A 13,311-nucleotide genomic window follows, 5' to 3' on the forward strand; every position below is an offset into this window, starting at 1 on the left:
GATTTTTGGTTAGATTTTATCATGAACTTTGGTGTGATTTCCATCATTCCAAAGTGTTAAAATATCTGTTGCTACAGTTGCTCCACTACCAGCAGCAATTGCAAATTGACTTCTAATTCCTGCAATTGTACCACAAACATACAATCCGTCTTTTATTAAAAAATCTTCGTTTTGTATCTGGATTCTATCTTTTTTAGGGTTTGCTTTTTTGTGCGGAATTATATAATTGTCTAATCCTTTTATTAAAAAAGGTTTTGAATAATTTAAAGCAACTACAACAATTTTAGATTCGTAAATCCCTTTATTTGTAACCACTTTGTATCCACCTTTAAAATCTTCAACAGAAAAAACTTTTTCATTTTCTATTTGATGTACATCAGGATATAATTCAGAAAGTTGCTTTTTACCATCTTCTAAAATATCTTTTCCTAATGTTTTTGGATTTAAACCCAACACATTATTAAATAATGCGTTTTGTAAATGTGATGCTTTTTGATTGATAATAATTCCAATTTTTTTATTGGCAGCAAATGTTTTATTCTTAGCAGAACCCAAAACCAAAGCACATTGCATTCCTGCAACTCCGCCTCCAATAATAAGTGAATCAAAAATCATTTTAAATAAATAATGCTTTAATATTTGCAGCAAAAAGTTTTACGGCAATTGCTAATAAAATAACTCCGAATACTTTTCTAATAATACTAATTCCGTTTTGACCAATAATGCGCTCAATTTTAGAGGAAGTTTTTAAAACAATATAAATTACAATAACATTTAAAAGTACTGCAACAATAATGTTTTCTATGCTAAACTCTGCTCTTAAAGAAAGCAAGGTTGTTAAACTTCCTGGACCAGCAATTAACGGAAAAGCTAATGGAAAAACAGATGCTGTAATTGGTGATGCGTCTCCATCGTCTTTGTATAAGGTAATTCCTAAAATCATTTCTAAAGCGATAAAAAATAAGATAAATGCACCTGCAACGGCAAAAGAATTTACATCAATTCCAATTAAACTTAATAAACTTTTACCAAGAAACAGAAAAAGAATCATTAAAATACCTGCAATAATAGATGCTTTTTCTGATTGAATATGACCTACTTTTTTCCGTAAATCAATAATAATTGGAATGTTACCAACAATATCAATTACAGCAAACAAAACCATAAAGGCTGTGAAAATTTCTTTAAAATCTAAATTCATTTTGGTTGATTTTATAATTGGCAAAATTAGGTAAGTTAGATTGATTTAAAGTGAATAATTGTAAAATAAATGTATTTTTGCGATATGTTTCAACTAGGAAAAACAATCGTTTCTGAAGACGTTATTCAAAAAGATTTTGTCTGTAATTTATCTGCATGCAAAGGTGCATGTTGCATTGATGGTGATGCTGGCGCACCATTAGAAAAAGAAGAAACCAAGATTTTAGAAGAAATTTATCCGAAGGTAAAACCTTTTTTACGCCAAGAAGGAATTGACGTTATTGAAAAAGAAGGAACTTGGGTTACAAGTGATTTTGGAGAATTAGAAACACCATTAATTAACAATGCAGATTGTGCGTATGTAATTTTTGATGAAAATAAAACAGCATTATGTGCAATAGAAGAAGCATATAACCAAGGAATTATAGATTGGAAAAAACCTGTTTCTTGTCATTTATATCCTATTAGAGTTAGAGATTATGCTGAGTTTTCTGCTGTAAATTATCATAAATGGGAAATTTGTGATGACGCTTGTTCTTTAGGAAAAGAATTACAAGTGCCAGTATATAAGTTTGTAAAGCAAGCTTTGGTTAGAAAATTTGGAGAAGATTGGTATGCTGAATTAGAAAAAGTAGCAGAAAAGCAATTCAAATAACTTACTTTAAATTTTCTCTTTTCCAATACCAAATTATAGTAGCAATAAAAACTATTACAATAATTATATAGAGTATTGTAGAAGTATTACTGCTCTTTATTATAGGTGTATTATTACCATAAACAACAAATCCAGACCAGAAAAACGGTTCAGATAGTTTGTTGTTAATATTTTTATTTCTGAAATTTAATTTTGCGTTTTTTAGTGCTTCAGATTTTGTTTGTCCTGCTTTTAAATTTTTGTAAAAAAGCACCATAATTTGCTCTGTTGCCAAATCTGGAACTTCCCATAAACTTGCAACTGTTGCTGGTACACCTGCAAATGTAAATGCTCTTTGAAAAGATTCTAATGTTCCATTTTTTTCTAAACCAATACCAGTATTACAAGCACTTAGTATAGCTAAATCTGCACGTAAACTTAAACCATATAATTCTTCTAAATACAAATGCTCAGTTTCATTTTTATTATTGTTACTAAATAGTAAACGGCTTAATTGGGGATAATTATAATTGACATCTGCATGCATTGCTAAATGCAAAATCTTGGCTTTATTTGCAGTTTTAATAAACTCTGATTTTGTTAAACTTTCATCATTAAAAAGTTTTGAAGGAAACAGTTTGCTGATACTTTCTGCTTCTTTATTTGCTCCTTTTAAAAATGAAACTTTGTTTCTTACATCAGAATTAGAATTTGCTTTTGTATAAAGTGGCGCATAAATATGTGTATTTTTTAAAGGAGATAATTTTTCGGTTTTATAGTTGATAAAACCTAAATTAGAAGTGTAACTAATGTTATAAATTTCAGTTGCAAATTTATTTTTAGTTTTTAAAATTTCAAAAGGAAGATTAAATAATATTCCATCTGGATTGATAATTATATTCGTTGTTTTATCATCTAATTTAGGAAGTAAAATTTTGCCTAACCGATTTGCTAAAGCCAGATCATAATTTCTATTTCGTGTTTTTTTGATGAATTCTTTTAGACTATTTTCCTCTTTCTTTGTCCAAGATAATAGATTAACTTTAAAATCGGCTTTAGAAATTTGATACATTGCAATTTCATTTTCTAGCAAAATATATTTTAAAATAACATCATTTGGTTTTAAATCTTCTTGAAGTTTTTCAATAGAAAAGTCAACATTAGTCAATAATTTTAACTGTGGAAATTGCTTATTCTTATAGTTTTCGTGCTTATTTATTAATTGTTGTATAGAATCTTCTTGTACAAAATTATCAGCAATTTTTGCTTTATTTAGTAAAGAAGCTAATGCTTGTTTTCTTTGTTTTACAGCATCTAATTCTGGTAAAATATTGGTATATCTACTTTCGTAAAATTTTTTCCAATTCAATTGATTTTTAAAAATTTCAAACTTGTTTAAAATAGTTTTTTCCTGTAAATTTTGGTGGCCTGTTTTTTTACCTTTTAATATTCCCTGAATAATTTTACGCAGTTGTTTATTTTGTTTATCGTTAAAATTTATATCTAAATAACTATTTTCAAATTGTTGTAAAGCAATCGTATAAATCTGGTAAACTTTTTTATTTATAAGAGTATCTTTTGGGTAATAATAGTTAAGTTCTTCAGATATTCTAATTAATAAGTTTGTCTCGTTATAATTCTTACTTGGTATAAAATTACTGTAATCAGCTTTTAAAGAATCTTTACCTTGATGTATCTTATTGACTATTTTAGAAAAATAAAACAACGCACTATCTTTTTCATTTTTCTTTGCTTTTATCAATCCTTTTTGTGCAAGAAAAAAAGGAATTCTCCCATCATTTTTCGAAATACCATTAAATAAAACAGCCATTGTACTATCTGCTTTTTTTAGTTGATTTCTTCTTGTAAAACCTTTTGCAATGTTATATTTTATTGCCCAAGAAGTTCCTGGATACCCTTTTTTATCTACTAAATAATGTGTTTTTAATAAATACTTTAAACCTGTTTTTACAGCTTTTTGTGTAGTTAAAGAATCGTGTTTATTAGAAATATACCAATCTCCAACGTGGTTTAATGCTGTGCTATAATAAATTCTTTCTTCTTTATGAAAATCAGGTTTTGAGTGTATTTTTTCTAATTCCTTCATAGTGTTTACAAGTTGTAAACTATCCGCAGAAGTTTTAGATAATTTCCAAAACATATATATTTTTCTATACTTTGCTATTACAATTAATCTATGATTATTGCCATTTAATTCCCACGTGTTTTTATCAATAAACTTTTTGTTTTTTGCGTAAATTCCTTCAGCTAAACGCATATAATGTTTGGCTTGCTCAAAATTCCCATAATATGCGTTTATATTAGATAACAAAAGGTAAGCACCCATAATATAACCAGCGTTTGGATTTTGAATTTCTTCTAGTAAGTTCAATGATTTATTGATGCTTTTATAACTGTTCATCGTTTTTCCTAAATTGTATTCTAAATAAGCTTTACTATTGTATAGAACTGCTTTTAGACTATCACCAGGAGTTGATTTCGGACAATAAGAAATACTTTTTAATAGAAATTCTTTATTTTTTATACTTCCACTTGCATAATTACGCCCTAAATAATTATAGAAATATAAATTTGCGAAGAACAAACTGTCTTTAGAGTTTTTAGGGTTTAATTCATCTAAAAATGTTTTTGATAAAGTAACAACACTGTCTAATTTGTTTAAGCGCAATAAGTTATCTAATTGTTTGATAATTTTTTTTGAAGAACTTTGTTGCGCAATTAAAATGTGAGAATTAAAAGCTAAAATAACCAAAAAGAAAGGTAAAATTATTTTTGATTTGATGGTCATTTTTAGTTTTTTTTAATATAAAGATTATTTAAGTTTATCTAGCAAATCTTTAAGTTCTTTATTTTTAAATGTTTGTTTTTGTAAATTTTGTAAGTATTCTTTTGCAGAATTTTTATCCTTTAATTTTAAAGCTATTAATGCCAAATACCAATTACTTTCTTGTTTCCATTCTTTAGTATCGGTTTCAATAATTTGATTGAAAAGAGTTTGAGCTTTTTGATATTCTTTTAATTGTAAATAGGCGTTTGCTTTGAAAAAATTGATGGTATTTATAGCAACAGAATCTTGTTTTTTTAATTGATTAAAACCAACTATTGCATTTTGATAATTACCTAATTCATAATCAGCAAAAACCTGTGCTTTTTTAGAAAGTTCTGTTTGATTTCTTACAATTGGCTCAACAACGTTTTTATAAGGTGTATAATAGTTATTGTATAATTCATCTGAAGATAAGGACGTATTAAATAGTGTAAAATAACTACTTAAACCAATCAAAACAACAATTGCTGCAGCAACCAACCAACTTACTTTTTTTGGCTTTACATCTACATCATTTAAAGATGCTTCCACAGATTTTAAAAACCTTTTCTGCTTCTTTCTTTCTGATGCTGTTATTGCTTTCTGCAAATTTTTATCAAACTCTTTATCTTTCATCAGGCTATAAATTGATGTTTTCTTTTAGTTGTTTTATACATCTCGATTTTTGACTTTTTACTACATTTTTGTTGTTATAATTTAATTTTTTTGCAATTTCATCAATCGTAAAACCTCTGTAATAAAAAAGGGTTAATACTTCTTTGCATTTTTTACCTAACGTTTCAAAACCTTTTTCTAAAGAAATTTGTAGTTCAGTTTTTTCATCATCTTTAATAAATACATCACTAATTGCTTTAAAATTGTAACCTTCTTTTTCTATAGGAAAATCTACAACCTTTTTATTGTTTTTTCTTGCTTTTTCATACAGCATATATTTTCCAATCCCAAATAAATAGGTTTTTACAGAACAGGTTAAACTATCCATTTTGCCTTGTATCGCTTTTTCTTGTATCGCAATAATTGCATCTTGATACACATCTAAAATATCATCATCAGAAATGTGAAACTTTTTAGCAAAATTGATAAAAGCAGCTCTGTTATCTATATAAAAGCTAGACAACGTCTTTTTATCAGCGTTTTTTAAAAGAGCTACAAGTTGATGTTTGTTCATTAATGATTCTAAAATTGAAAAGTAAACAGAAATTTAAAAATAAATAAAAAATGTTAACCTTTCTCTATTAAAGTCATTAAAAGGAAAAACACTTTAAAGATGATGCTAAAAACGAACATAAAAATCCTAACTGCTTTTTTTATTTTATCGATATGTTTTGTAACACCAACAAGTGCACAATTTTGGAAAAAAATAAAAAATAAAGTTAAAAATAAAGTAGAATCAAAAATTGATAAAAAGATAGATGAAGCTTTAGATGGCAAAAAAAAAGAATCCTTAAATGATAAAAAAGACTTTAAATCATATGGTTCTGCATCAATAAATCATTCTAATTTATACGGTGTATTTAGTGTCAATGATTTAACCAAAACTAAAGTTAATAAAACAGGTCAGAAAGTGAAAATTATTGGTTATTGGAGAACTTCTGACGCAGATGTTTTTGATGGTTATAACTTAACTTTAAACGCAGTTACTAATATTGAAAACCTTCAAAAAAAAACATTTCAAATTCCAGAAGAAGCTACTTTAAGTCTGGCTTATAATGCTTTAGTTAAAGGAAAGTATGAGTATAAAAAAGGTGAAAAACGCGCTCCACAAATTTTGGAAGTAAAAAGAGGAACAGTAACAGTTACTTTTAATAAAGATAAAAATGTTTCTCTTAATTTTTCTGCTAATGTAAATTTAAGAGATCATAATGTAGAAAAAGAAATGTTGCATAGAACACCCTCTACAGTTAATGGTACGATTAACACCACTTCTCCAGAATATCAAATAAGCAAAATCTTTAAAAAGCAAGGGAAGAAACAAAATAATACAGAATTAACAGCAGAAGATAAAAACTACATTAAAGAAAAGTTATCTCCAACAGTAAACATTCCAAGTTCGTTTTCATTTAATAAAAGTATAGAATTAGAATTTACAGATAATAGAGGAGAAAAACAACCAATGGAATTTCTTTTAGGTAATTACCCAGATATATGGGCAATGTCTGTAGCTGCTAAAGAAATGCAAGGTCAAGGAAAAGTTTTAATGGTTATGACACCAAAATCTTCTACTGCTTTTATGGATGTTGCAGGTATGAAAATGAAAAAATCTACATCTTTAGAGCAAATAGGAAGCCAATATAACATGACAGATAATTTACCAGAAGATGGAGATTTTGAGTATAAAAAAACAGGAAAAACAAAAACTATTTTAGGATATACTTGCTACGAATACAGAGTAGATTATAATTACACAAACTCTAAAGGAAGTTCAGTTTTTTGGGTTTCTAAAGACTTTCCAATTCAAAATAAACAACTACCAATGTTAGGGATGAAAATGAACAATCCATATTTTGATGGTTTTGTATTAGAGTTAAACTCAAATCATAATGGAAAAAATTATGTAATAAAAGTAACAAATGTTTCTAATAAAAACATTTCTATTAATACTAACGAATACAGAAAAATGGGATTTTAAATTAAAAGATTATGAAAACAGCTCTACAAACTTTATTTCTAATTTTTCTAACTCAAACGGCCTTTGGACAATTTATTACAACTTGGGAAACTACAACAAATGGACAAAGTATTACAATTCCGATTAATAAAATCCCATACAATACTGCTGGTGATCGGTATGTTTATAATTATACTGTAGATTGGGGAGATGGAAGTACATCTGTGAACCAAACAGATGAAGCAAGCCATGTTTTTGCAACCGCAGGAAAGCAAACAATAACTATTACCGGAACGTTTCCAGCAATATGTTTCAAAAACACTGGAGATAAAAATGTAATAAAGACAATAGAACAATGGGGAAATAATCCTTGGAAAAGTATGGAAAAAGCGTTTGAAGGTTGTGCTAATCTAACAATAAATGCGCAAGACTCTCCAGATTTAAGTAATGTAACAAATATGAGTAGAATGTTTAAAGGAACATATACTTTTAACAATGATATTAGTAACTGGAATGTAAGCAATATTACAAATATGAGTTTTATGTTTCATTCTGCAGAAAAATTTAATCAAGACATTAGTGGTTGGGATGTAAGTAATGTTAAAGATATGGGCGTTATGTTTAGTAGTGCTTTTGCTTTTAATCAAGACATTAGCAGTTGGAATGTAAGTAATGTTACAATTATGAGAAATATGTTTGCTTTCACAAAAAACTTTAATCAAAACATAAATGATTGGGATGTAAGTAACGTAACCAATATGAGCCAAATGTTTAGTAATGCAGAAGCTTTTAATCAAGATATTAGTGGTTGGGATGTAAGTAACGTAACTGATATGAGTTTTATGTTTTTAAACAGAGGTGCTTTTAATCAAGATATAGGAAGTTGGGATGTAGGTAAAGTTACCAATATGAGTTATATGTTTTCTCTAAACCTTGACATGACAGATTTTTTTAACCAAGACATTAGTAGTTGGAACGTGAGCAATGTTACTAATATGAGTAATATGTTTAGAAATTCAGGTGCTTTTAATCAAGATATTAGTAATTGGAATGTAAGCAAAGTTACCAACATGAGCAACATGCTTAACAATTCGGGGTTGTCTAGTAATAATTACGATAAGTTGTTAAAAGGCTGGGCAAAACAAAACCTAAAAACCAATGTTAAATTAGGTGCTGTGGGTCTTAATTATTGTTCTGCTGAAGTAGCAAGAAATACTTTAATTTCTTCCCCAAATAATTGGATTATTAAAGGAGATAGTAAAAACTGTAATGGTATTACTTTGATTTCCGACGCAAATTTTGAGCAATATTTAATAGGCGCAAATATAGATTCTGATAAAACAATAAATGGTCAGGTTTTGACTTCTGATATAGAAAATGTGACACAGCTTATCATAAAAGATAAAAATATTACTGATTTAACAGGGATTCAAGATTTTAAAAAATTGATAGAGCTTGATGCGACAAACAATCAAATTACTACAATAAATTTAAGTAATAACCTAAAGTTAGAAAAATTGTTTGTTGCTAATAATCAGTTGTCAACAATAGATTTATCAAAAAATACAAACCTTAAAAATTTAGATGTTGGAGAAAATAGTTTAACAGAATTAGATGTCCATTTATTATTAAATTTAGAAACATTTTCTTGTTATAAAAATCAATTATCTACAATTAATTTATTTTCCAATACTAAACTTTTAACATTTATAGCAAATCAAAATCTATTAAAAACAGTTGACATCAGAGAAAATAAGGTACTTTTTTGGATTGATGTTGAAGACAATAAGCTCGAAAACTTAACAGTTAAAAACGGAAACAATTCAAAACTTACAACTTTTAAGGTTACAAATAACCCTAACTTAACTTGTATAGAAGTTGATGATGTTTCTTTTAGCAATACAAATTGGACAGACAAAGACGCTACTGCAAATTATTCAACAGATTGTGCACCAGCTAATGATGATTGTGATAATGCAATTCCGTTAACTTTTGATCAAGAAACTCCAGGAGATGTGAATAGTGGAAACATAAATAATAATCCTAGTTGCGCAACTGGTAATGTAATTGCAGATGTTTGGTTTTCTGTGATTGTTCCAGATTCTGGTAAGTTTAGCATACAAGGAAGTGGTTTTGGAGGTCAATTAAAATTTGCTGTTTACTCTACCTGTCAAAGTAATGTTCCAATTGCTTGCGGCACAAGTATTTCTTTAAAAGACTTAACAGTTGGTGCAAAATTTTATCTAAAAGTTTGGTTAGAAAGTGCTTCTAAAAGTTCAAAAAATCAGGCAGATATTGGCTCATTTACAATTACAGCTAGTGAAACGAGTGTGTTATCTGTAGAAGATTTTAATAAAGAAAATGAAAATTTAGAAGTATATCCAAATCCTGCAACTTCAAATATTATAATTGCTATGTCTAATAATACAACAATTAAAAACATAGAGATTTATAATATATTAGGTAAGAAAGTTATAACTCAAAAAAGTAACAGTAACTCAAAAATTAATGTTAATGTTGCTGATTTAGCATCAGGAGTTTATTTTATTAGAGCAAACACCAATAAAAAAACATTGATAAAGAAAATAATTATTAAGTAAGAAAATAGAATTATAAACAATAAAGTAATTGCTAGCTCAAAGGTATTTTTAAAACTACATTAGTGCCAATTGCTTTATTGTTTTGTACTAAATCTTCATAAATTATTGAGTATTTGTGTTTTAAATTTTTCACAAAATTAGACAACCTATCTTCTGTTAATTGAATTCCGATAGATTTTCTATTAATAGATTTGTCGGACTTTATTTTTGCAGATGCAGTTCTGCCAATTCCATTATCTTTTATTGTTATTTGTATATGTCCAACATCTATTTTATGAATAGAAAGCATAATTTTTTTATCATCTTTTTTTGATGATAATCCATGCCAAATTGCATTTTCTAAAAAAGGTTGTAAAATTAACGGAGGAACTTTAATATTTTTTAAGTTGATGTTTTCATTAATAGATATTTGAAAATCTATTTCATTAGAAAATCGAATATTTTCTATGGTCATATACAAATCCATAGTCTCTAGTTCTTCTTGTAAAGTAACTTCTTTAGCTGTTGATGCTTCTAAAATTTTTCTAATTAATTTTGAAAATTTATTTAAATAATGTGCGGCATTTTTAGATTCATTATTTATAATATAAAGCTTAATAGAGTTAAGTGCATTAAATATAAAATGAGGATTCATCTGGCTTAATAAACTAGTTAATTTTAGTTCATTAATTTGTTTTTCATACAATGCTTCCATTTCAGAAAGTTTATGTGTTTCTATCTTTTTTGCTAACTTTTCATTTAATTGATCTTTAAGTGTTTCATTTTTTTTAAATTCTGAAATTAATAGCGTGTTGTAACTATCTCTTTCTTGTCTATAAATATGATATTTATAGCCTAAACCTATAGATAAAATTATTGCTTCTAGAAACACACCAATCATAAAAAAATCTATAGGTCTAATATACGATGAAGTGTATGAATCCATAGTAATTGAAAGGTACAGAGCCACTACCGAAAAACCTAAAAAAGAGGTTAACCCAAAAGCAAAAAAGGCATTCAATTTACTTTCAGAACTATAAATTGCTTTTATAATAAGCCAAACAATTACTAATGAAATAGGTGTATAAACAAAAGTAAAAAACAGATTCATATACTTCATGTCTAAAAGGAAAAGATCTATGATAAAGAAAGTTGTAGAAAGAATAGTAGTAACTACTATAAACATACCCATGTTTTTTGCCAATCGGATGTTTTTTTCTTTTAGATCTAAAAAATAAATTGTAAACCAAGCATATAACATCCAAAACCAAATTTGAATGATCCAATTAAAAGCATTAAAAAAACCTTCAAAATTATCTAATAAATAATTAGAAACTTTATTACCTGTTTTCGGAATTAAATACACTAAAACCAAAAATAAATAGCATGCATAAATTGCAAAACTTTTATCTTTTGTAAAAAAGTACGAAATAGCATGATATGCAATTAAGATGAAAAGCATTCCTTGTAACCAACTAGAAAAATCGAAAAAAAGTAATTCCATATAATTAAGTTATAGGTATTTTTAGAGTAACTTTTGTTCCTAAAGAGTTTTTATTTTTGTCAATTAAATCATTAAAAATTAAACTAAAAGGGAATTTAAAATCTTTTATAAAATTATTGAGACGTTCTTTTGTTAATTCAATTCCTATTGATTTTCTATTAATAACTTTATTAGATTTTATTTTAGCAGAAGCTATTCTACCAATTCCGTTGTCTTCAATAATTATTTTTACGTAGTTTTTAGATGTTTTTAATACAGATAAAGTTATTCTTTTTTCTCCTTTTTTTGAAGATAATCCGTGCCATAAAGCATTTTCTAAAAAGGGCTGTAAAACTAATGGAGGAACTTTAATTAGAGATAAATCTATTGTTTTATCAAGGTTCGTTTTATATGAAATTTCATTTGAAAAGCGAATGTTTTCAATATTCATATATAACTCCATTGTTGCTAATTCTTCTTTAAGAGAAACTTCTTTTACGGAAGAAGCTTCTAAAATTTTTCTTACAAGTTTAGAAAACTTATTTAGGTAATGAACTGCATTTTTTTGTTCGTTATTTATAATGTAATGTTTAATTGAGTTTAAAGCATTAAATATAAAATGAGGATTCATTTGGCTTCTTAAAACATCTTGTTCTAGAGTTAAAATTCTTTTCTCTTTTGTTAGTAATCGTTGTCTATAAGAAAAATATAAAATAACAAGTAACAGCGTTAATGATACAAAAATTATAACCCATATATTACGGTTTTTAATTAGCTGTAACTTTGTAATTTCATTTTGCTTTGCTAAACTTTTTATTTCATTGTTTTTACGTTCACTATCATATTTTATTATTAAATCATTTACATATTGTATGTTTCTTTCATTCGATATTTTACGATCAAATTCTTCTGAAATTTTAATATATTTTAGAGCAGTTTTATAATTGCCTTTACTTTCATTTAATTCCGATAAATGACTGTAAGCGCTAGATAAAGCTGGTGCAATATTATATTTTTTAGCAATTTCTAAGCCATGTATTAAATTATTTTCTGCTACAGAAAACAATTTAAGTTTTAATTGCGCCCAACCTAAATTTAGGTATTCATAAGCTAGATATTCTTGGTTTCCAATTTTCTCTGCAGTAATTAAATTTCCTTTAATTAACGATAAAGCTTTATTAGGTTTGCCTTGTTTTATATAAATATTTGCAATACTACTTTTGCATATTATTTGTCCAAACTCATTATTAATTTTAGTATTAATTACTAGTGATTTTTCAAAAAATTCTAATGCTTCATCTGTTTTACCTTGAGCTTCTTTTGCATAGCCAATGTTTTGATAATTTATAGCCAGCCCTAATTGATTATTTATGCTACTTTCTATTTTTTGCGATTTTTTAAATCGTTCAATAGCTAAATCATATTGCTTTAAAAGTAAATAGATATTACCCATACTATTTAAAGAAACAGCAATACTTCTTCGCAAACCCAAACTTGGATTTTCTACAGTTTCAGCTAATTGCAAAGCTTCATAATTATAATCTAATGCAGTTCGATTAGCATCCATTTTTCTGTAATCTACACCTAACATATTTAAACTAAAAACCCTAAACTCAATGCTTTTTGCTTTTGTTGCTGTTGCTAATGCTTGTTTATGTATTTCTATTGCTTTATTATGTAAAGTGAAATTTCGATACTGAATACCTAAAAGATTTTCTGCATAAGTTTGTCCATCTAAATAGTTGTTTTTTTTAAAAAGATGAATAAGTTTTTTTAACTTAATAGTATCTCTTCTAAAAGCTCTTAAAAAAGAGTTTATCTCTTTATAAGTTTTAGGTTTTACTATAAGAATACTATCCGTTTGGGTGTTAAAATTATGTTGTGAATTCTGAGTAATAGCTGGAGATATTGCTGAAAAATAAAATAAAAAAACTAAAAAAAATTTCATAATATATCTAA

10 protein-coding genes are annotated in these 13,311 nt (G+C 26.8%); 3 read left to right on the top strand and 7 right to left on the bottom strand.

The annotated features are described in order from the left end of the window. Positions 1-9: 9 nt before the first annotated feature. A complete protein-coding gene (locus ABDX67_RS02170; protein WP_347173209.1) occupies positions 10-615 on the bottom strand; it encodes an NAD(P)/FAD-dependent oxidoreductase in 606 nt (201 codons plus the stop codon). 1 nt (position 616) lies between these two features. Beyond that, complete coding sequence (locus tag ABDX67_RS02175; protein WP_347173211.1) at positions 617-1,201, bottom strand: MarC family protein; 585 nt, start codon at positions 1,199-1,201, stop codon at positions 617-619. An 84-nt stretch (positions 1,202-1,285) separates the two neighbouring features. Here ABDX67_RS02175 and ABDX67_RS02180 point away from each other — a divergent pair, with 84 nt between their 5' ends. Next, positions 1,286-1,855 carry a DUF3109 family protein gene (locus ABDX67_RS02180; RefSeq protein WP_347173213.1) on the top strand — a complete coding sequence of 190 codons (570 nt, stop codon included), beginning with the start codon at positions 1,286-1,288 and terminating at the stop codon, positions 1,853-1,855. Position 1,856: 1 nt separating this feature from the next. Here the strand turns inward: ABDX67_RS02180 and ABDX67_RS02185 are convergent, their stop codons facing one another. From ABDX67_RS02185 to ABDX67_RS02195, 3 genes are read right to left on the bottom strand one after another with little or no spacing between them, the layout of a single operon-like run. Beyond that, positions 1,857-4,643: a CHAT domain-containing protein gene (locus ABDX67_RS02185; RefSeq protein WP_347173214.1), complete on the bottom strand. Its 2,787-nt coding sequence runs from the start codon at positions 4,641-4,643 to the stop codon at positions 1,857-1,859. A gap of 24 nt (positions 4,644-4,667) precedes the next feature. Continuing rightward, on the bottom strand, positions 4,668-5,297 hold the full coding sequence (locus ABDX67_RS02190) for a tetratricopeptide repeat protein (RefSeq protein WP_347173216.1): 630 nt from the start codon (positions 5,295-5,297) through the stop codon (positions 4,668-4,670). A 4-nt stretch (positions 5,298-5,301) separates the two neighbouring features. Beyond that, the gene (locus ABDX67_RS02195) at positions 5,302-5,850 is read right to left on the bottom strand and encodes an RNA polymerase sigma factor (protein ID WP_347173218.1); all 549 of its coding nucleotides are present in this window, start codon (positions 5,848-5,850) and stop codon (positions 5,302-5,304) included. Between the two features lie 99 nt (positions 5,851-5,949). On the opposite strand from ABDX67_RS02195, the gene ABDX67_RS02200 reads away from it, so the two are divergent. Together ABDX67_RS02200 and ABDX67_RS02205 are read left to right on the top strand one after the other, a co-directional pair. Then, positions 5,950-7,311, top strand: coding sequence for a hypothetical protein (locus ABDX67_RS02200; RefSeq protein WP_347173220.1), 1,362 nt, complete (start codon positions 5,950-5,952; stop codon positions 7,309-7,311). Positions 7,312-7,322: 11 nt separating this feature from the next. Next, the gene (locus ABDX67_RS02205; RefSeq protein ID WP_347173221.1) at positions 7,323-9,890 is read left to right on the top strand and encodes a BspA family leucine-rich repeat surface protein; all 2,568 of its coding nucleotides are present in this window, start codon (positions 7,323-7,325) and stop codon (positions 9,888-9,890) included. A gap of 31 nt (positions 9,891-9,921) precedes the next feature. Here ABDX67_RS02205 and ABDX67_RS02210 read toward each other — a convergent pair whose 3' ends face one another. Both ABDX67_RS02210 and ABDX67_RS02215 read right to left on the bottom strand, forming a co-directional pair. After that, a complete protein-coding gene (locus tag ABDX67_RS02210; protein ID WP_347173223.1) occupies positions 9,922-11,373 on the bottom strand; it encodes a sensor histidine kinase in 1,452 nt (483 codons plus the stop codon). Positions 11,374-11,377: 4 nt separating this feature from the next. Further along, positions 11,378-13,300, bottom strand: coding sequence for a tetratricopeptide repeat protein (locus ABDX67_RS02215; protein WP_347173225.1), 1,923 nt, complete (start codon positions 13,298-13,300; stop codon positions 11,378-11,380). Between the last annotated feature and the right edge of the window lie 11 nt (positions 13,301-13,311).

The organism is Polaribacter uvawellassae (assembly GCF_039748955.1).
Lineage (GTDB): Bacteria > Bacteroidota > Bacteroidia > Flavobacteriales > Flavobacteriaceae > Polaribacter > Polaribacter uvawellassae.

Excerpts from the sequence above, each read along its gene's own strand:
- ABDX67_RS02205 (WP_347173221.1), top strand. The coding sequence starts at position 7,323 with ATGAAAACAGCTCTACAAACTTTATTTCTAATTTTTCTAACTCAAACG.
- ABDX67_RS02215 (WP_347173225.1), bottom strand. The coding sequence starts at position 13,300 with ATGAAATTTTTTTTAGTTTTTTTATTTTATTTTTCAGCAATATCTCCA.
- ABDX67_RS02210 (WP_347173223.1), bottom strand. The coding sequence starts at position 11,373 with ATGGAATTACTTTTTTTCGATTTTTCTAGTTGGTTACAAGGAATGCTT.
- ABDX67_RS02200 (WP_347173220.1), top strand. The coding sequence starts at position 5,950 with ATGATGCTAAAAACGAACATAAAAATCCTAACTGCTTTTTTTATTTTA.
- ABDX67_RS02170 (WP_347173209.1), bottom strand. The coding sequence starts at position 615 with ATGATTTTTGATTCACTTATTATTGGAGGCGGAGTTGCAGGAATGCAA.
- ABDX67_RS02175 (WP_347173211.1), bottom strand. The coding sequence starts at position 1,201 with ATGAATTTAGATTTTAAAGAAATTTTCACAGCCTTTATGGTTTTGTTT.
- ABDX67_RS02190 (WP_347173216.1), bottom strand. The coding sequence starts at position 5,297 with ATGAAAGATAAAGAGTTTGATAAAAATTTGCAGAAAGCAATAACAGCA.
- ABDX67_RS02180 (WP_347173213.1), top strand. The coding sequence starts at position 1,286 with ATGTTTCAACTAGGAAAAACAATCGTTTCTGAAGACGTTATTCAAAAA.
- ABDX67_RS02185 (WP_347173214.1), bottom strand. The coding sequence starts at position 4,643 with ATGACCATCAAATCAAAAATAATTTTACCTTTCTTTTTGGTTATTTTA.
- ABDX67_RS02195 (WP_347173218.1), bottom strand. The coding sequence starts at position 5,850 with ATGAACAAACATCAACTTGTAGCTCTTTTAAAAAACGCTGATAAAAAG.